General features: G+C 56.9%; 22 protein-coding genes. 11 read left to right on the top strand and 11 right to left on the bottom strand.

What is annotated here, in order from left to right; all coding sequences use genetic code 11:
* The first annotated feature begins 83 nt into the window (after positions 1-83).
* From J4859_RS16865 to J4859_RS06610, 3 genes are read left to right on the top strand one after another with little or no spacing between them, the layout of a single operon-like run.
* The gene (locus tag J4859_RS16865) at positions 84-218 is read left to right on the top strand and encodes a hypothetical protein (protein ID WP_256436841.1); all 135 of its coding nucleotides are present in this window, start codon (positions 84-86) and stop codon (positions 216-218) included.
* Positions 219-230: 12 nt separating this feature from the next.
* On the top strand, positions 231-713 hold the full coding sequence (locus tag J4859_RS06615) for a hypothetical protein (RefSeq protein ID WP_212334454.1): 483 nt from the start codon (positions 231-233) through the stop codon (positions 711-713).
* The gene (locus J4859_RS06610) at positions 688-1,134 is read left to right on the top strand and encodes a hypothetical protein (RefSeq protein WP_212334452.1); all 447 of its coding nucleotides are present in this window, start codon (positions 688-690) and stop codon (positions 1,132-1,134) included. Before J4859_RS06615 ends, J4859_RS06610 begins: the two co-directional genes overlap by 26 nt.
* 84 nt (positions 1,135-1,218) lie before the next feature.
* Here the strand turns inward: J4859_RS06610 and J4859_RS06605 are convergent, their stop codons facing one another.
* The 5 genes from J4859_RS06605 to J4859_RS16860 form a co-directional block, all read right to left on the bottom strand.
* Entirely contained in the window at positions 1,219-1,644 is a 426-nt protein-coding gene (locus J4859_RS06605) for a DUF362 domain-containing protein (protein ID WP_212334451.1), read from the bottom strand.
* 119 nt (positions 1,645-1,763) lie between these two features.
* Positions 1,764-1,871, bottom strand: coding sequence for an IS3 family transposase (locus tag J4859_RS17625; protein ID WP_212335166.1), 108 nt, complete (start codon positions 1,869-1,871; stop codon positions 1,764-1,766).
* A 236-nt stretch (positions 1,872-2,107) separates the two neighbouring features.
* A complete protein-coding gene (locus J4859_RS06595) occupies positions 2,108-2,473 on the bottom strand; it encodes a hypothetical protein (RefSeq protein ID WP_212334449.1) in 366 nt (121 codons plus the stop codon).
* Between the two features lie 9 nt (positions 2,474-2,482).
* Positions 2,483-2,686 carry a hypothetical protein gene (locus tag J4859_RS06590; RefSeq protein WP_212334447.1) on the bottom strand — a complete coding sequence of 68 codons (204 nt, stop codon included), beginning with the start codon at positions 2,684-2,686 and terminating at the stop codon, positions 2,483-2,485.
* Positions 2,687-3,149: 463 nt separating this feature from the next.
* Positions 3,150-3,281 carry a hypothetical protein gene (locus J4859_RS16860; protein WP_256436840.1) on the bottom strand — a complete coding sequence of 44 codons (132 nt, stop codon included), beginning with the start codon at positions 3,279-3,281 and terminating at the stop codon, positions 3,150-3,152.
* Positions 3,282-3,758: 477 nt separating this feature from the next.
* Here J4859_RS16860 and J4859_RS06585 point away from each other — a divergent pair, with 477 nt between their 5' ends.
* The 8 genes from J4859_RS06585 (at position 3,759) to J4859_RS16180 (ending at position 10,223) form a co-directional block, all read left to right on the top strand.
* Positions 3,759-4,115 carry a hypothetical protein gene (locus J4859_RS06585; RefSeq protein WP_212334445.1) on the top strand — a complete coding sequence of 119 codons (357 nt, stop codon included), beginning with the start codon at positions 3,759-3,761 and terminating at the stop codon, positions 4,113-4,115.
* A gap of 267 nt (positions 4,116-4,382) precedes the next feature.
* Complete coding sequence (locus J4859_RS06580; RefSeq protein ID WP_212334443.1) at positions 4,383-5,591, top strand: ATP/GTP-binding protein; 1,209 nt, start codon at positions 4,383-4,385, stop codon at positions 5,589-5,591.
* A complete protein-coding gene (locus tag J4859_RS06575) occupies positions 5,592-6,203 on the top strand; it encodes an RloB family protein (protein ID WP_212334441.1) in 612 nt (203 codons plus the stop codon).
* 1,523 nt (positions 6,204-7,726) lie between these two features.
* Positions 7,727-8,020: a hypothetical protein gene (locus tag J4859_RS06570; RefSeq protein WP_212334439.1), complete on the top strand. Its 294-nt coding sequence runs from the start codon at positions 7,727-7,729 to the stop codon at positions 8,018-8,020.
* An 84-nt stretch (positions 8,021-8,104) separates the two neighbouring features.
* Positions 8,105-8,368, top strand: coding sequence for a transposase family protein (locus J4859_RS06565; protein ID WP_212334437.1), 264 nt, complete (start codon positions 8,105-8,107; stop codon positions 8,366-8,368).
* Positions 8,369-8,469: 101 nt separating this feature from the next.
* Positions 8,470-9,345, top strand: coding sequence for a transposase (locus J4859_RS06560; protein WP_212334435.1), 876 nt, complete (start codon positions 8,470-8,472; stop codon positions 9,343-9,345).
* Positions 9,346-9,418: 73 nt separating this feature from the next.
* Entirely contained in the window at positions 9,419-9,556 is a 138-nt protein-coding gene (locus J4859_RS06555) for a helix-turn-helix domain-containing protein (protein WP_212334433.1), read from the top strand.
* Positions 9,557-10,046: 490 nt separating this feature from the next.
* Positions 10,047-10,223: an integrase core domain-containing protein gene (locus J4859_RS16180; protein ID WP_249113783.1), complete on the top strand. Its 177-nt coding sequence runs from the start codon at positions 10,047-10,049 to the stop codon at positions 10,221-10,223.
* 989 nt (positions 10,224-11,212) lie between these two features.
* Here the strand turns inward: J4859_RS16180 and J4859_RS06545 are convergent.
* The 6 genes from J4859_RS06545 to alaS all read right to left on the bottom strand — a co-directional run bounded on the left by J4859_RS06545 (position 11,213) and on the right by alaS (position 17,875).
* A complete protein-coding gene (locus J4859_RS06545) occupies positions 11,213-11,626 on the bottom strand; it encodes a DUF956 family protein (RefSeq protein ID WP_212334429.1) in 414 nt (137 codons plus the stop codon).
* An 86-nt stretch (positions 11,627-11,712) separates the two neighbouring features.
* Positions 11,713-12,663 carry a PTS system mannose/fructose/sorbose family transporter subunit IID gene (locus J4859_RS06540; RefSeq protein ID WP_212334427.1) on the bottom strand — a complete coding sequence of 317 codons (951 nt, stop codon included), beginning with the start codon at positions 12,661-12,663 and terminating at the stop codon, positions 11,713-11,715.
* A gap of 23 nt (positions 12,664-12,686) precedes the next feature.
* Complete coding sequence (locus tag J4859_RS06535) at positions 12,687-13,502, bottom strand: PTS mannose/fructose/sorbose transporter subunit IIC (protein ID WP_212334425.1); 816 nt, start codon at positions 13,500-13,502, stop codon at positions 12,687-12,689.
* A gap of 11 nt (positions 13,503-13,513) precedes the next feature.
* The gene (locus tag J4859_RS06530; protein WP_212334423.1) at positions 13,514-14,500 is read right to left on the bottom strand and encodes a PTS sugar transporter subunit IIB; all 987 of its coding nucleotides are present in this window, start codon (positions 14,498-14,500) and stop codon (positions 13,514-13,516) included.
* Between the two features lie 310 nt (positions 14,501-14,810).
* On the bottom strand, positions 14,811-15,227 hold the full coding sequence (ruvX, locus tag J4859_RS06525) for a Holliday junction resolvase RuvX (protein WP_212334421.1): 417 nt from the start codon (positions 15,225-15,227) through the stop codon (positions 14,811-14,813).
* Positions 15,224-17,875, bottom strand: coding sequence for an alanine--tRNA ligase (gene alaS / locus J4859_RS06520; protein WP_371812234.1), 2,652 nt, complete (start codon positions 17,873-17,875; stop codon positions 15,224-15,226). Before alaS ends, ruvX begins: the two co-directional genes overlap by 4 nt.
* Between the last annotated feature and the right edge of the window lie 12 nt (positions 17,876-17,887).

Genomic DNA, 17,887 nt, shown 5'->3' with positions numbered 1-17,887 from the left:
AAGTGTGTCCGGCTTGCCCTTGACACGCCTGCTCAGACAGGCTGTTCCTATGCGGGAAAAATGCCTAGAGACAGGAGCGGGCCGTGAGCAATCCAAAATGCCCCTCGTGCAAAGCCAAGATGAAGAAGAACAAGGCGACAAAGGCGGGCACGCAGAGATGGCGCTGCAGCGGCTACGGTGCCTCGTTCGTGCGCAGGCACGATAAGGCCGCAAAGTAGCTCGCGGCCTTCTTGAGGTGGCTGCTCTCAAAGGACGCGATAGTGGATCTGAAGACCAGCAGATCGACGTTTTGGCACAAGACAGTGTGGGCCTGGAGGATATGGCCGATAGTGTCTGGCAGCGGCGAGATTCACAACGTTGTGTTCCTGGACGGCATATGGCTTCGCAGGAAGGCCGTCGTGCTGGTCACCGTGGCGGGCGGCCATATCGTCGGCTGGCACCTGGCGCAAAGCGTGTGCGGGTCCGCCTGGGCGGCGCTGATGCTGTGCATCTCCGCTCCCAGGATGGCGATCTGTGGCATCTCGCCGCTCTTCGCGGCGGTAAGGGAGGTGTGGCCCGGCACGAACGTGCAGCGATGCACCTTCCATGTGGCCAACCAGGTCAAGCACTGCACGACCCTGAAACCCAAGCTCGAGGCGGGGGTCCGCCAACAGTCTCAAGGACGTCGGCTTCGCCACGGCGTGGCTCTTGGAGTACAGCGCATGGTGCACTAAATGGGCGACGTTTCTGAAGGAGTTCACCGTCAAGGACGGCAGGAGGGTCTACACCCACGAGCGCCTGTGCGAGGCGAGGAGGATCCTGAACAAGCTCGTCAAGGACGAGACGCTGTTCACGTTCGTCGAGATGCAGCAGGAATACGGCGGCGAGTGGCCTTCGACCAACAACGCGGTCGAGAGCGTGAACGCCAGGCTCCAAGACGTGTTCAGGCACCACCGCGGGCTTTTTGCTCCTGCACCGCGTCAAGGCGATCTTTTGGTGGTGCTACATGCACACGGAAAGCCCGCTTCCGCCGGCAGATATCATCCGCGTCATGCCGACCGACGACGAGGTCGACGGCCTACGGCCTGTTCGCGACAGTATCATCGGACAAGAGACACAACGACGGCGCGCCCGAAGAATACGACACGGGGATAGTCTGGAGCGAGTTTCACATGCCCACGAATTGCAGGCGGTGAATAATCAATCCGGACACACTTTTTGAAACATAACCCTGATTCGCTACGTTGGCATAGGACATGGAGCCGCCGCCCCAAAGTGTTCGCTCACCGCCTTGGCCACTTCCGCCATCGATTCCAGAAAATCGTCCTGTGAAGGGTTGCCCCAGCTTGTGCTCGAGGCACCCGCTGAGTGGATCAGCATCTCCCCTACACGGGAGGCGATCTCGATTGAGCAGTTCTTGACCGCTCCGCCAAAGTCGTCCATCGTGTGGCCCTTAAAGTGCGCAAGCGATACCACATAGTCATAGTTGGCCAGATGCAATCCCACCAGGCCCTCTGTGAGGTGGGGGCCTCTGGTGACGGGCAGGTTCATCGAGTCGTCCGCGTCCATCATATCAACATCGGCGATCGAAGTGACGCTATGATCCGCCGTGATACGCGGATGCTTTCGGTTGTGCTGCGCTGACCGCCGTAGGCGGTATTGCACTCGACGATCGTAGCATTGAGTTGGCGCATCTTAATAGCAATCTAGAAGCTGCCAATCAAGGCAAAGGAATGCGCCAGATGAGGGTGGTAACGGTTTTCCGTACCATTCCACCTACAAACCTAAGTTGCCAGCGCGAGGCCGAGGCTCTGCCTGAACTCCATTAGGCTCACTCCTTTAAGCGAGCGCTTGCGCCTTGTCGTGTTGTACCAGACAATGTAGTGGTCGATGCGTTTTTCAGCTCCTTAAGGGTCACGCCACCCCACTTGTGCTTCCTGAACACCTCCGTCTCCAGAAGCTCCGAAGAAAGCCTTCTGATGCGCTGGTGGTCGGAAGAGCAGCCCTTGCGCGACATCGACCTTTCGATGCCGGCCTCTTTACAGATCGATATCCACTTCTGGCCAGCAGCAGTGGCAGCTACAATCTGAGTGGATCATAGGATGGCTGCGCTGCTTTTCGGTGATGGTTAAGATCGCAACACGCAGCATTGAGCTCGCCATTTTGGCGTCTTCGATACCGTCCAGCTCACGATCGCGCTGTCGAAGCAGCCGAGGATAGGGCTCAGGTAGAGCTTGCCTGTGGGTATCTCAAAGTGCGTGACGCCTAAGAGCCACAAGGAAGTTGGGAAGGCCTGCTTGACCTTGTTGTTCGGATGCTCAAAGAGCTCTTTCTTATAGGAATCGTAGCGCTTGTTCTTCTTGCGGCTCTTGCTGCCAAAGGCAATCCTGCGCTTACTGACGACCATTCCGATCTCGTCGTGGATGCACCGCCTTCTATAGGCTCCCTCGTTGTCGTCGAATATGCCAAATACCGGATCCCTGTCGGCCTTCATGGCACCAAGCTAGTAGAAGTAACTGGACTTCCTCATGTCGACAGCGCACAGCAGGCTGGTGAGTGAGTATCCCTCCCTGAGAGCGTCACCCACAATCGTCTTGTTCCTATTGGTGAGGCCTCCTGCCAAGTCGCCTTCCGTCCCTTTTCCTGGAAGCTCAATCGCGCCCTGCATGAGTTTGCACATCAGCTCGAGCATGTCGGGTTCCCGCATCAGGCTGACCTTCTGACCTCCTCGTGTGTCGCCTCTGCAGCTGATAAGGCTTCTCCGGGCGCCATGCTACCGCGGGCGGCTTTGGCACCCTCCATTTCTGATCCGCTCATTGCGATCGGCTCTTCTCCGGGCAGCTTGTGCTTCCACGAGCAGAGTGCCTTACGGCTGACCCTTGAGCTCCTGCGCCACTTCCTTGGCGCAGCCCTTTCCTGCAGCGAGCCTCACCAGTGCCTCCTGCTTTACCTCCATGGGGCAGCATGGCTGCAGGCTTGCCGGCCTGCACTCGCCGAAGGCGAGCTCGTCGATCCATTAGGACAGCAGCCCCTTTAAGGGGTAGCCCAGCTCGCGGCGCGTGAAGGCCTGCCATCTGCCGTAGCCGAGGTAGTGCTCCACCGCAGTGCGCTTCTGCTCTTCGGTGTATATGCCCTTGCTGTAGCCGTCCTTTGGGATGGCACCTGACGCCTTATAGTCTTTGACCCAATTGTACAGAGGTGTGCCTGTCGGGATAGCCGAGCTCGTTGATCAGTGGGGTGACCCTCCTGCCACACTTGTAGTAGAGCTCGATCGCACTTTTATTGTCTTCGTAGCTGAACATCTGCAGAATCCTTCCATACATCTGTTCGGTATGGATTTTCAATACCACCCCCATCTGGTGTAGATATATTGCCCAAATCGGTAAGTCTGGGGTTGACTTTAACAGCGGTCCATCCTGTTGCACTCAGAATGCTAATCCTCCGTCCGAAATATTGACACAGGTCAAGCCTCCGCCGTCGAGGTCGAGAGGCCTCAGGAGCCTGCACGGCGTCGACGCAGCGATCGCGCGGGCGGAAGCCGAGGGGCGCACCCAGGACGCCAGGACCCTCTCGGACGTGCAGGAATGCTGCGAGGAGTACGGGCTCCTACCCAAGACGATGCCACGCGCCAGCGGAAACATGAGGGCCTCGAAGCACCACGCGACCAAGCGCAGGTCCGCCGGCACAGGCGGCACCCGTAGCACCCGTAACAAGGACGGCACGGGGCAGAGACAACAGGAAGTCCGGAGGGTCGACCGCAGGGAGAGGGGCGATGCGAGATGAGGATCACGGTCTGGTACGAGGACAGCGGCCTCGAGGAGTTCGACACGACGGCGCTCATCACCGCCAGGGCACTCGGGGCTCCCGACGCGATGACTGACGTGGCCGTCCGCCTCGTGGAGGGCGACGGCATATGGGCGAAACTCAGCTGGTACGACTCCGCGTGCAGCGGCAGCGCGGACGATCAGCTCGCCCCCAGGCGTGCCGACTGTAGGACGCACTTGCTCTCGGAGGATGAACTCGCCCGCGTGAGGTCATGCGACATGGATGGTGCGCTTGCTCTCATGGGCATGATGCGCGCGAGCTGCGGATTCCCGTCCCGCTACGATGCTATCGTCCCAGATGAGGTGAGGTAGCCGCCCGAGAAGAGGGGGCAAACATGGCAAGGAGACTGCTTAGGCTCGTCTTCTCGTTCTTCCGCTGGCTCTGCAGGGTAGTACTGTTCTGGGTCTAAGTCACAGGTCTCCCGTATTCGCCACCGATTGCTCAGCGCTGTCAAATTGTTCGTTGACAGAACCCATTTTTTTGACGATTTCGTAGAAAGACAACGAAATTAGACTAAAATGGTCATATCTGAGAACACTATTGACCTAGGTCCGTGCAACTAGAAGGAGGGAGCGATAATGGGAAACGCAAAGCTGTTATCGTTCAGGATTGCCAACTATCGGTCTTTCTACACGCCGCAATCCTTCAACTTCGCAGATAGGGACGGTCGGCCAAGACCACTGACCGTGATCTATGGCCCAAACTCCAGCGGGAAATCGAACAGCGCGTATGCCCTGCAAGACTTTAGGGCGTGCATAGTGAACTCATCAAGCGCCAACTGGCATCCCCCATACATCCCGTTCATGCTGCGTCAGGGGGCAACGGGCAAGCCGACCGAGTTCGAGGCAATATTCACTTTCGAAGGGAGACGCTACAGCTACTCCTTTGCATACGTTTCCAAGCGCATAACCGAAGAGACCCTGAGAGCAGAGTCCCTCAAGACAGGCCGCATGAACCTCGTGTTCCATCGTGGAGACAGGGGCGTTGACTCGAAGTCGGCAAGCAAGAACGGCTTTGGAAAGGCACTGCAGGAGAGGACAAGGCCCGAGACGCTCCTTGTCACAAAGGCCCACGAAGACAATAACCCCTTCTCAGCTGCTGTCTTCTCCCTTGTCGAATCCACCCCAATAATGCTAGATCGGGGTCTAGATCGCACGCCACAATTCGTCGACATGCTCAAGGGAAACGAGGACCTTCGCGGAAAGATTCTCAAGCTCCTTAGGGATTGCGACTTCACAATACGCGACATCGCGATTGGCGAGACAAGGTTCTCCGAAGACGACTTGTCGGCGCTTCCTCTCCCAGCAGAAATCCGGCAGGCGCTTGCCGTTAAGGGGTACACGACCTTCAGCACGCTCCATGCGGTTCGCGATGACGAGCTGAGCATCGTGGGGATGGGAGCGATGGACTTCTGGTCGCTCGAGTCAAACGGCACGAGGAAATTCTTCGAGATGGCCGTCCCCATCGTTGACGCACTCGACAATGGATACACGCTGTATCTCGACGAATACGGCAGCTATCTCCATCCCAGCCTCGCGAAAGCGCTTGTCGCCCTTTTCAAGAGCACGGAGAACAAGAGGGGCGCCTGCCTCATCGTGAACACGCAAGATACATCGCTCATGGGGGACGTCGCCAAACGTGACGACATTCTCCTCGTTGACAAGAACATGGCGGAGGAGTCGCGCGTCGCCTCGCTCAAGGACCGGGGGGCACGCACGACAGAACCATTGGAAGACCGATACCTCCGGGGGTTGTACGGTTCAGTTCCGCGAGTCAGGACCAGGTAGATGACGCCGAAGAAGCGGCGGAGGTTGCCGCGCATCCTACTAATTGTCTGTGAGGGAAAGACCGAGAAGGCGTACTTCGACATTCTCAGCGACATTTTTCGATCCCCACGATTCGTCAAAGTCGTTGTCTATGGTCAGCAGGGACAGCATCTGGCTCTCATCGACAATGCCGTCACCCAGCGGGGCGAACTGTGTAAGGAGTTGGAGCGACCAGAGGAGGAGGTGGAGTGCTGGGCCGTATGTGATGAAGACCAAATGTCCTGCAGCTATTCTAAGCTAGAGCACTACGCGGAATCGCTTGAAGTCCGGCTGGCCTTCTCCGCCCCCCAGTTCGAGATGTACCTGCTTCAGCATTTCGTGCAGTCCGGCTCCGTTGACAGAGCGGACGTGTTCCGCCAGCTTACCCACTATCGAAATCAATACGGAGGCGAGGGGGACTACTGCGACGAAACGAAGTCGGACCTCACCTGGATGGCAAAAGCGATCGATAACACTCCAAAGATTGTCAAGACCGCAATCACAAACTCTGACATTCGGAGCCGCTCAACAAAGAGACCGTTCTTCACAGTTCAGGAGCTATCTAAACGCATACTTGAGCTATCGAACTGGTGATTGGGAAGACCCTAATCATCGTAATGTCTCAGGAAGTTGTCGCGTCATTCTAGGGAAACGATGATTAATTCGCCTCGATGAGGTCAGTGGGACCACACACTGTATGACATCGGCTCAAAATGTCTCGAACCACGCAGTGCCCATACCCACATAGATGCCTATCTGTCTTCTGGATATGGTATAGCTACATCCACACATTCCAGCATATCCAAAAGGCAGATATGGACAGATAGATGAGCTTTTAGGACCTTACATCCTAAGGTCTGAGGAGAAAGACCAGGCGAGAGGCACACCTGGAGCAAATGGATGCAATCGTTGTGTGGGATAGCTGGATTGCACTGGTAGATACCAGCTACCACTGACAGGCGCGTGGCAGGCATGTGCGCGCTGCAAAGACGATGCTTAGGATTATCCTGCTTTAGGTAATGTTTGCTCTCTTAAGATGAGGAAACCTAAGGATGCTATCCTGGATTGTCACTCCTGGTGGCGCTTCTGTGCACGCAGACCTCATGTCTGAGCAGGTACCAGATGCGACGACACTTGCGAAGAGGCGCCATAGCCTTAAAGCGAGAGGAGTTCGGCAAAGCTTGTGCTTCACGACCCGGACTTAGAAGCTTGAAAAGGCAGGGATCACGGTGCGGGGCGGCTCCATGGTGGATGTGACCTTCACCTGGGCCTTAAAGCTTAACGAAGAACAAGGATCACACGCGCGACCCTTAAAGCGCACCAGTCCAAGAAAGGGGGATCCTGGCGTATCTGATACAAGGCGCATATCGGCGTGGATGCCGCAGGTGTCCTTGTGCATGGTGTGGAGACGATCGCTTAGAATGTATCTGACATATCCTGTGGCACATGCACTCGTAAGGGAAGATGACAGGTTCTGCTGCGCAGACTTTAGGCTATATAGGTATAGCGAAGCGCCCTTAAGGACGCATAAAGACCCACACCTCTCATCTATGCGCTAAAGTGTCGCAAGGAAGCCTTCGACTACAGAGGGCCTTGCCTGTGCACTCTTGTCCGAGAAGGGTATCGAGTCCAGGAAGGCATCCGGCCGCTCAAAGGCAGAAGCATCCCTTCCTTATCGTGAAGCGGCGCTTCGACCCCTTAAGGAAGCGCTACAGAAGGATAGAGAAGATGCCTGCACACTCAAGTCTTTCTCGCCCTTGCAAACCTTACCATGTGCATCTTTTGCCGGCAGGCTGCACCTCCCGGCTCCCAGCGTCGCTTGATCTATCTTGGAGCCTTCTTGCGGTGCATGGGGCAGGACAAATGTAAGGATAGCGGCTCCTGCACGTGCTGGATGAGCATCCTTCCCTGCTTTTCCTACATTCCGGCCTAGAAAAGCCGTGTGGTCGGTCCCCTTTAACACGTTATGGGGCATTAATCATCGTTTCCCTAGATGTCCACCTACCAACACCAGCAGATTGGAGAGATGAGATGTCGGTAAGCGCAAGCGAGATAGAGAAGGCAAAGTCCCGCACGAAGCCGGAAACACCCAGGCACTACACTGAAGAAGTATTGCCTTGAGGCCATCGAGTACTACAGGAAGGCACGTAAGGCCAACCCTAAGAAGAGGCATCAGAGGATGCGCCGCGAAGCTTGAGGTCAACGACAAGACCTTAAACGACTGGATCATCAAGCACTCAAAGACCAAAAGGGTGACCCAGGCAAGGACCGAGGAGCACAAGGAGCTCGACAGGGCCAACAGGCGCATACACGAGCTCGAGAGCGAAAACGAATTCCTAAAAAAGGCTCTTCGCTACTTATGGTGGGTAGCATATCTGCATCCCCTTGAGGACGTGGTCTTTGAACGGTAGGATTTTCCCCGACAGGAGGCTGCGTTCTTAAGGTGCGATATGGATATTCAGGCAGGGATGCTAGCAAGGCTCTTTAAGAGGTCGATGGGACTCAGCGACGAGTGGGAGGTCACGGGCATCTGGTTTAAGGAGCGCGAGGAAGCGCAAGACGAGCTCCATGTGAGGGTCGCGCACAGGAGGGGCCAGGCGCTCGAGTGCCCCGTCTGCCACAGGAAGTGCGGCACCTACGACACGCGCGAGAGGACCTGGAGACACCTCGACATCTGGCAATACGAGACCATCGTGCACTGCGCGCTGCCTAGGGCCGACTGCCCCAAAGACGGCGTGCATGCCACAAGGATACCCTGAAAGGTGCGGCCGAAGACGCACTTCACAGCGCTCTTTGAGGCGCAGGTGATAAGTGATGGCGCTCTCGGGAATGACCGTGACGGCAATAGCGCATCTGGTGCATGATACAGCCCACACGCATATGGAGGCTGCTGGGCAAGGCCGTCGACGAGGCGAGGGATGCCGCCGACTACTCGGATGTCGTGCGTGTGGGCATAGCCGACACCGCCAAAAGGCGCGGCCAGAGCTACATCAGCATCATGGCCAACCTCGACTGTCAGCGTGCCATAGCCATCACGCAAGGCAGGGACAAGGGCGCCTTAGGCAGGCTCTGCAGCGAGCTTAAGGAGCACAGGAGGGGACCGCACGAAGGTCTTAGAGGTCACGCGCGACATGGCTTTAAGGCATACTCGCTGGGGGGCGGCGCCAAGATGCCCCAGGCCACACAGAGCGTGGATAGCTTCCATGTGGTGCAGCTCCTGATGAGGGCGACAGACCCTGTGAGGTGCCAAGAGAGGCGCGAGTCGGCGGAGAAGCGCCGGCAGCTCGCAGGGACGAAGTACGTATGGCTCAAGAGGAGGGAGAGCCTCACAAAGCGCCAGCTCGCGAAGAGGGAAGAGCTCGACCCTGCGAAGACCCATCTCAGGGAGGCACGCGCCTGCCAGATGGGAGAGGCGCTGCAGGACGTCTACTCATGCGCAGACAGAAAATCGGCAGGCAGGGCCCCAGAGCGCCTCTGCTCGTGGATGATGCACTCTGCCGTGGCCGAGATGAAGAGCGTGGCGAGGACCCTCAGGAAGGAGCGGGAGGGGATCCTGAACTGGTGGAAGAGAGGTTCTACCAACTCGTTCCTGGAAGGCCTCAACTCCGTCGTGCAGTCAGTCCGCAGCGCTGCCAGGGGCTTCAGGAGCATCGACTACTTCAAGACGATGATCTTCCTCAGGCTAGGCCGTCTGGACTTCACGGCCCAGAAGAAGCTCGCATGCGCTACCCACTAGAAACAGCGAAGAGCCTAAAAAAAGAGGCAGCCTTCTTCGCCGGAAGCCTCTGTTGAAGGACAGGTTTTAGCTCATGCTGGCAAAGAGGGCAACCTACAGCGTCTCGATGATGGCGCGCGTGTTGGGGGTGAGCAGGGCTCACTTCTACCGATGGCTCAAGGCCAAAGGCGGCGAGGACCCGTGGGGTCCTATCAAGGAAGCCATCATCTAGATATGGGAGGAAAGCGACAGGCGCTTTAGCTTCCGCAAGGTATGGACCAAGCTCACAGGAGACCCAAAGTTACGCAAAATTTACAGGCACGACTCGCTACCGCGTGCGCAGGTGCATGGCTAAGCTTGGGCATCTGCGGCATCTGATCCAATGCCTCGAAGAGGACGACGCTGCCCGCACCTGATACCCCCGAGTGTCCCGACCTCACCCGGCGCGGCTTTTCGTGTCCCGTTCCGACAGCCAAGCTCGTGGGCGATATAACCTATCGCAGGACCACGGCAGGCTTTATATATCTTACCGTCGCACACGATCTGTGCACACACATGGTGGTGGGCTGAAGCATACAGGACAACATGAGGGCAGGCCTTGTCGTCTTTGCCCTGAAGATGGCATATTCGCGCGGATACGTGGCCAAAGGGGCCATATTCTAAGCAGCCCAGGCAGCCAGTACATAAGCTCAAAGCTGGCCGCCTGCTCAGCTGCACACGACGTGAGGCTCTCCGTGGGGAGAACCGGAAGCTGCCACGACAATGCGCTCGCCGAATCGTTTTTCGCCACGCTCAAGAACGAATGGTACTACCATAAGCGCCTCTTAGATGCATCCACGACCAAGCACAAGGCACACGAGTTTAATCGAGTCGTACTACAACCGCTTCCGCCCGCATAAGTCCATAGGAGATCGCGTACCGGCAGAGGTGATGCAGGAGTTCTTCGAGCGTTTCGAGAGAGGCCTTGCATACGATCCAAAGGTGATGCAGACCACATAAAAAATCTGAGATTTCTCTGTCCATTATATTGACAGGGCTCAATCAAGAGGCGCACCGACGCCGTGGGCAGCTTCCCCGCCGGGGATGCCGCCGTGATGCTGGCGGCCGCCCGGTGCAAGTACGTAGCCGAGGGCGGCTAGGGCTCCAGACACTACCTCGACACCGGCCTGCTGGACGGATGGGACGACAGGGAGGTGCTCAAGAGCCAGCAGAAAGGCTAGCTTCGACGACCGGGGCGGGGCAGCGGCTGGAGAAAGTGCGAAAGACTATTGACGGAACCCATTTCGACAGCCCGTAGCGGGCATGCTCGAAGACGGTCCCTGTAAGCGAGCTGTATCTGCGCCCACAGCCAAGGCACTCTCAATCTCTGTGCGCCGCTCGGCGCGAGGCTATCGCGCTTGGTGTACGCGGACCCGCATGACAGGCAGCAGGGATGTGGCCTCGGCGAAGGTGGCGAAGCCCGTCTGCTTACGGCAGCAGCGACCGGCTGTGGCCTTCTCCAGCTGGCGAATCTTTTGCTCTTCGGCCTCTACGATGCGGGTACAGGAGGGATTCTCCCGTACCATGATCCTGACGATTCCACTTCGCCCTGGAGGCCACCCGGCAAAACCGTCGCCAAACACAGAGCCGGGTGGCCTCCAGAGCACATTCTCCATTTGACATGTGGAATTGTATCACCTGGACTGTCAGGACAGCCTGAACCGGCCCTCATTTACTTGACTGTCAGATCACGACCTTATCTTCTCGTGATTGACACCATGTCAGTTATCTAAAATACAGCCCTCATCTTTATCAAAAGACGAAGGTTTCCTCCGCGTTATGCAAAATAGTGGAGACTGAGCACATAGCTTAAGGCAAGTTGAATATCGGATTTACATTCTCCGAAATATCAATCCTGCTGGGAATCCTGCTTTGTGTGCCTAAACGGCTTTGAGATGGCTTGGATGATAAAGATGAGGCCTTCCTTCACCACGTCGAAGAAACTTGGGGATCTGAGCATCTTGTTAGCGTCAAAGTGCTCACGGATTGCCCGCAGGGTCGCTTTGTTGTCCCGCGTCGAGAAGGTGTAGTGGCCGTTCTCTTTCGTGAACACCGCCCAGCGGGAAATATGCTTCTTAAAGATGACCGAAGCGGAGATGTAGTCGATCTGATCCCAGGGGATCTGGATAAAGTCCTCCGGGTTACGCTCGTTGTAAAACTCGAGGGCTCTGTCGCCCACCATGATGTCCCCATAGGTCGACAACCCCATCATCGAAGTCGCCTTGCAGGCGTAGTCCACCTCTGAGTTCTGTGATTCTGCCATGCTTACAAACACTTTCATATCGAAAATAAGGCCGCGCCCCGCCTGGGACACGACCTTATTGTACTCAATGTGCCGATCTGATTCGCTTACATGAATCCGAAGAAACGACCGAGAACACCAACGCCGAAGAGGCAGAGGATGATAACGATCGGAGAAACCTTCTTCTTCAGCAACTGGCAGCACAGAAGCGTCAGGCCAACTGCAGCAAGGCCCGGGATCAACTGATCGAGGTTCTGCTGCAGAGTGACGGTTCTAACCGGAGACAGTGCCGTGGATCCGATGGAATCATACATAGTGAGCGCCTGCTTGATACCTTCAGCTCCGGCAGGAAGCGTATTCCAATCGATGTAGGCGCCTGCGGACTGCGGGATCTGCGCGACGACCGGGGTGAAGTTGATGGTAACCCAACGCTCGACCAGGGCACCGATGATGAACATACCGAGGATGGAAGCACCTTCAGTGATACGACCGAGCATACCGCCCGAGAGATCCTTCGTGATTGAAGTGCCCAGGTTATAACCGAACTCCTGCGTGTACCAGAGGAACAGCAGGCGAATGACGTTCCAGAGCACGAAGAACAGGATCGGGCCCATGATGGAGCCGGACAGTGCGAGCGATGCACCGAGAGCGCCCAGAATAGGACGAACGGTGTACCAGAAGACTGGGTCACCGACGCCGGCCAGAGGTCCCATCATACCGACCTTAACGCCCTGAATAGCGACATCGTCGATCGGAGCACCGTTAGCGCGCTCCTCCTCCATTGCGAGGGTGACGCCGATGACAGGAGCGGAGAGGTACGGGTGGGTGTTATAAAACTCGAGGTGGCGCTTCAGCGCTGCCTTCTGATCCTCAGGATCCTTGTAGAGCGCTTTGATCGCCGGGATCATTGCGTAGCACCAACCACCGTTCTGCATACGTTCGTAGTTCCAAGAGCCCTGCAGGTACTGGTGGCGGTTGAATACCTGACGACGGGTCTTAAGCGAAAGCTTAATCTTGTTGGTATCCTTTGCCTGCTGGGTATCAGTTGTTTCTGCCATAGATTTTCACACTCCTTCTTCCCTTAGTAGTTGTCCAGGATGTCACCGAGTGGATCGCCGGAGCCTGCGGCTGCGGAGCCACCCTGCTCCCTGGCATACTGCTTGAGACCCAGGTAGATAAGCGCCAGGGACAGGCCGATGATACCGAGAGCGATCAGGGTCAGCTCAGACAGTGCTGCAAGGACGAAGCCCAGAGCAAAGAACGGCCAGACCTCTTTGGTAGCCATCATGTTGATAACCATGCAGTAGCCGACTGCAGCGACCATGCCGCCGCCGACTGCCATACCACCGGTCAGCCAAGCAGGCATTGCGTCCAATGCTGCGGTGACTGCCTCGGAAGGAATGAAGCACAGGGCAAGTGCCGGGATTGCGATACGAAGGCCCTGCAGGCAGATAGCGAAGATCTGCCAACGGTCGATGCCGTTCATATCGTCGCGCTCCGCACAGGCGTCCATTGCGTGGACGATAGCGGTCGCGATCGTACGGACGATCATGGTCAGGAACAGGCCTGCGACGGACAGAGGCACAGCCACGGCAATGGAGGTCGTGATTGCGGTCTGCTGATTGGTACCGCCGTTCAGTGCGATCACCATGATGATTGCGGATGCGACGGATGCGAGTGCAGCATCAGGTGCGACTGCGGCGCCGATGTTTGCCCAGCCAAGGGCGATCATCTGCAGTGAGCCGCCCAGCATAATGCCGGCGTCGAGGTGCCCGGATACGAGGCCGATCAGGGTGCAGGCGATCAGTGGTTGATGGAATTCCCATTCATCCAAGATACCTTCCATGCCTGCAAAGAAGGCCACGATAAAAATAAGTAATATCGTAATAGGCGACATAAAGATCCTCCTTACACCATGTTCTTCTCGGCGAGTAGTTTCCAAATATCTTCGACATGATCAGTCGGAACTTTCTGGCAGTACAGGTGCGTGCCATTGTCCCGAATTGCCTCGAGGGTCTTCACGTCGTTCTCATCACAGGCGATGGCCTCATTGATGACCGTCTTGCCTGCGGAGTGCGCCATAGAGCCGATACACACCTCAGGGAACTTCACACCGCCCTTCTCTACCTCGAGCAGATCCTGAGGATTCTCGAAGAGAAGCATTGCCTTGGTGGCACCAAAGCGCGGATCCTTGTCAACCTCAATGAGCTTCTTGGTTGGGATGACATGGACGTGAACTCCTGGAGGCGCTGCCTGAACGATCATCGTCTTTCTGAGCTCATCGTGAGCGACGTTGTCAGAAACGACAATGATGCGGTCCGGGCTGACCTCCTTGGTCCAAGCCGTTGCGACCTGCCCATGGAGCAGACGGGTATCGATACGCACATAGGCGTAGTTGATGTGACCGGTGCCCAGGACGGTGCCTTCAGGGATAGCGCCCCGCGGTGCCACTACTGCCTGCTTAGGTGCAGCCTTCTCGCTCTTCTTGGGCTCTAAGGACTCGGGCTTAACCTTGATCCCGTCTTTGGACTCTTGGAAGATTTCCTTCATCACGTCGACGGCCGTATCAGCGCCCATGCGGGAACCATACGCACTGACAAGCATCGGCAAATTGAGGCCGGTGATAGCAACCCAATCGTCATGCTTCTCCTCGTCGAGGATGTGGGAAACCTGATTGAACGGTGTGCCACCCCACAGGTCAACCAAGAACAGGACGTGCTCTTGATCGCTGAAGGTGGCAATGGCATCAAGCAATTTTTTGTGCATGTCATCTGGGCCCATATCGGGGGTCAGAACGACGGCCGCTACATCTTTCTGCGGGCCGAAGATCATCTGTCCCGACTGTTTGATGCCCTCGGCAAATTTGCCATGGCTTGCTAGGATGATTCCAACCATTCAACTTCCTCCTAACTCTTCTTCACGCTGCCGACAGAACCGTAAAACCACAGCGTCTGTCTACATTCATGACAAAACCACCATGCTATTTACATCAAGACATTATAAATCCTTAACATAAAAAACGAACCTGCAAACCTTTGACGGATTCACAAGTTCGTCCATTTAGTCGACAAGAACTCTATTTTATTAGCTCCTATGTGGGATCTCACAAAAATAGTGCTCGGTAAAATATTTCTGTACGATAAGCGCTCGCCTAATATTGGTTGACAAAATTCAAATATTATGTTTTAAATTCATTTTTATTTATTTACTTCATTTTTTGACGGTCGAGCCAGGTCTGCAGGAAAAGTGACGCTGCAACTGCGTCGACCTTGCCGCGCATTTTCTTCTCGGACAGTCCCTGCTTGCGCAGAATCCGTTTCGCCTCCTGTGAGGACAACCGTTCGTCCTGAAAAGTCAACGGGAGCTGACACGCGTCGGCGATCTGACGCGCCTGCTCCATAATTCGCTGTGCTTGGGGACCATCCTCCCCTGCCATCGTCTTCGGGCGCCCGATGACCAGGATGTCAGGCTCCCAATCCTCGAGGATCCGCCGAAAACTCTTAGCGTTGCTCAGCACTTCCTGGACAGGCAGAACCGTGAGCGGAGAGGCAAGTGACCCTGTCGTATCGCTCAGGGCTACCCCGATTCTCACTTCTCCGATATCGAGCGCCATCGCCCTCACGCCAAGAACTCCTGTGCCGCCTTCAGGGCGTCATCGATGCCGGAAGCATCCTTACCGCCTGCCTGTGCCATCGCCGGTCTGCCACCTCCACGGCCGTCGACCTTGCCGGCGATCTGCTTGATCACCGCACCGGCATTGAAGCCGTTCTTGACGGCAGTCTCACTACCGGCCGCAAGCAGGCTCACCTTTCCGTTTGCACCGGCACAAGCCACTACGCAGGCGCAGGGTTTGCCACCGAAGGAATCGCGGATCGCATCCCAGGCGGAGCGCAGCTCTCTGCCGCTCAGGTTCCGCAGCTTAGCAAAGACGCACTGGTAGCCGTTGAGGGACACCGCATTCTTGACCGCCGCCTCAACCTGATCGGAGGAGCTGCCATACATCAGATCTTCGATGCGGTTCTTTGCATCTCGAAGCTCGCCCTGCAGTGTTTGAACACGCTCCGAAGCCTCTTCCGGACGGCACTTGAGCTCAGAGGTGACCTCATCCAGAGCATCCAGATGCTCGTCGACGTACTCGAGCGCACCTGCGGAGGTAACCGCCTCAATACGACGAACATTGGAACCCACAGAGCTCTCGGAGACAATCTTAAAGAAGCCAAGCTCTGAGGTGTTGCGCGCATGGGTGCCACCGCACAGCTCACGGGAGAACGGCTTGTCTAAGGTGCCGGTTGAAACGACACGGACGACCTTGCCGTACTTCTCACCGAAGAGCGCCACAGCGCCGCAGGCCTTTGCCTCTTCGAGGCCCATCTCTTCGGTCACGATCGGTTCCGCCGCAAAGATCTCCGCATTGACGAGGCCTTCGACGCGCTCGATCTGATCTTTCGTGAGCGGCTCAAAGTGCGCGAAGTCAAAGCGCAGGCGGTTCGGCTCAACGAGGGAGCCGGCCTGGTTCACATGGTCACCCAGGACCTGCTTCAGTGCGGCATCGAGAAGGTGTGTCGCGGTGTGGTTGCGCCGGATCAGCTCACGGCGTCCGTGGTCGACAGCTGCGTCAAGAGTATCCCCGACGCTGAGCGCACCTTCGATGACTTTCGCCACATGAGCGACGATGCCGTGGTGCCCCCTCGTATCGGTGACGCGCAGCTTTGCGGTCATGCCCTGCAGCTCTCCGCTATCACCGACCTGGCCGCCCATCTCGGCGTAAAACGGGGTCTTGTCGAGGACAACCTCAACGTCCTCCCCAGCCTCGACCGACTTGACTTCCTGACCGCCAGCGACGAGCGCCACGACCTTGGCGCCCTTGAGGGTGTCATCCTCGTAGCCGGTAAATTCAGTCTTCTCCAGTTTATCAGAGAGCGCGATCCAGACATTATTCGCGTGGCCCCAGGCATTGCGGTTTGCACTCTTGCGGGCACGCTCTTTCTGGGCATCCATCGCCTTCTGGAAGGCGCCCATATCGACAACATGGCCCTTCTGCTCAGCGATCTCGCGGGTCAGATCGATTGGGAAGCCATAGGTGTCATGGAGCTTGAAAGCGACCTCACCGGAGAGTTTCTCGTCCTCAGAGAGCTTGTCCAGCTCGTCTTCGAGCATGCTCTGCCCAGCCTCAAGGGTATTGCCAAACCGGAACTCCTCGGCGGAGATGATACCGTCGATCAGGGCTTTGTTCTCGTCGAGCTCCGGGTAGACCCCGCCCATAATACGCTCAACCTCGTGGGCGTAGGTGGTCAGGAAACCATTCTTGATGCCCAGCAGGCGGCCATGGTAGACCGCACGGCGTAGCAGACGGCGCAGCACGTAGCCACGTCCCTCGTTGGAGGGCAGGATGCCGTCGGCGATCATAAAGGTCACCGCGCGGGAGTGGTCTGCCAAGATACGCAGACTCTTGTCACTCGCCAGGTGTGAGCTTTCCTTGTATTCCACGCCGGAGAGTTTCTCGCCCAGAGCGATGAGCGAACGCATCACGTCGCCCTCGTAGTTTGAGCTCTTGTGCTGCATGATCGCGGCGATACGCTCGAGACCCATGCCGGTATCGATGTTGCGGTGCGGCAGGTCGGGCATCGAGCCGTCCGGCTGGCGGTCATACTGCGTGAAGACGAGGTTCCAGAACTCAAGGTAGCGGTCCCCATCATCACCCGGCTTCTCGCCCTCAAACTCCGGGCCCTGATCGAAATAGATCTCAGAGCAGGGGCCGCATGGGCCGGTCGGACCGGCTGCCCAGAAGTTGTCCCCAGCGCCCAGGCGGGAGATGTGGTCAGGTGCCACGCCCTGCTTTTCCCAGAGCCTGACGGCCTCCTCATCGTCCTTATAGACAGTCATGTAGAGACGGTCCTTAGGGAGTCCCAGGTGCTCCGGCGCGGTGATGAACTCATAGGCCCACGCAATTGCGTCGGCCTTGGTGTAGCCGCCGAAGGAGAAGTTGCCCAGCATCTCAAAGAAAGAGAGATGGCGGGCATCGCCGATGTTGTCGATATCGTTGGTGCGCAGGCACTTCTGGCAGGAGCAGGCACCGATTTCCTTCATCGTCTTGATGCCCTGATAGTATTCCTTGAACTGGTTCATGCCAGCGTTGGCCAGAAGTAGCGAAGGATCATCCGGAATCAATGAGGATGAAGGGTAGAGCTTGCAGCCCTTGCTCTCAAAAAAGGTGAGGAAATCCTCGCGGATCTCCGACGTTGTCATCGTCTTATAGTCGCTCTGTGCCATGACACTCCAAAC

The organism is Atopobium sp. oral taxon 416 (assembly GCF_018128285.1).
GTDB lineage: Bacteria > Actinomycetota > Coriobacteriia > Coriobacteriales > Atopobiaceae > Olsenella_L.
The sequence above is the reverse complement of the archived record's forward strand: the minus strand, read 5'-3'. Positions and strand labels throughout refer to the sequence as shown.

What these genes read in the sequence shown, in the direction of transcription:
- J4859_RS06595 (WP_212334449.1), bottom strand. Translation starts at nt 2,473, where the DNA reads ATGAAGGCCGACAGGGATCCGGTATTTGGCATATTCGACGACAACGAG.
- J4859_RS06590 (WP_212334447.1), bottom strand. Translation starts at nt 2,686, where the DNA reads ATGCGGGAACCCGACATGCTCGAGCTGATGTGCAAACTCATGCAGGGC.
- J4859_RS16860 (WP_256436840.1), bottom strand. Translation starts at nt 3,281, where the DNA reads ATGTTCAGCTACGAAGACAATAAAAGTGCGATCGAGCTCTACTACAAG.
- J4859_RS06585 (WP_212334445.1), top strand. Translation starts at nt 3,759, where the DNA reads ATGAGGATCACGGTCTGGTACGAGGACAGCGGCCTCGAGGAGTTCGAC.
- J4859_RS06580 (WP_212334443.1), top strand. Translation starts at nt 4,383, where the DNA reads ATGGGAAACGCAAAGCTGTTATCGTTCAGGATTGCCAACTATCGGTCT.
- J4859_RS06575 (WP_212334441.1), top strand. Translation starts at nt 5,592, where the DNA reads ATGACGCCGAAGAAGCGGCGGAGGTTGCCGCGCATCCTACTAATTGTC.
- J4859_RS06565 (WP_212334437.1), top strand. Translation starts at nt 8,105, where the DNA reads ATGGGACTCAGCGACGAGTGGGAGGTCACGGGCATCTGGTTTAAGGAG.
- J4859_RS06560 (WP_212334435.1), top strand. Translation starts at nt 8,470, where the DNA reads ATGATACAGCCCACACGCATATGGAGGCTGCTGGGCAAGGCCGTCGAC.
- J4859_RS06555 (WP_212334433.1), top strand. Translation starts at nt 9,419, where the DNA reads ATGCTGGCAAAGAGGGCAACCTACAGCGTCTCGATGATGGCGCGCGTG.
- J4859_RS06545 (WP_212334429.1), bottom strand. Translation starts at nt 11,626, where the DNA reads ATGGCAGAATCACAGAACTCAGAGGTGGACTACGCCTGCAAGGCGACT.
- J4859_RS06540 (WP_212334427.1), bottom strand. Translation starts at nt 12,663, where the DNA reads ATGGCAGAAACAACTGATACCCAGCAGGCAAAGGATACCAACAAGATT.
- J4859_RS06535 (WP_212334425.1), bottom strand. Translation starts at nt 13,502, where the DNA reads ATGTCGCCTATTACGATATTACTTATTTTTATCGTGGCCTTCTTTGCA.
- J4859_RS06530 (WP_212334423.1), bottom strand. Translation starts at nt 14,500, where the DNA reads ATGGTTGGAATCATCCTAGCAAGCCATGGCAAATTTGCCGAGGGCATC.
- alaS (WP_371812234.1), bottom strand. Translation starts at nt 17,875, where the DNA reads ATGGCACAGAGCGACTATAAGACGATGACAACGTCGGAGATCCGCGAG.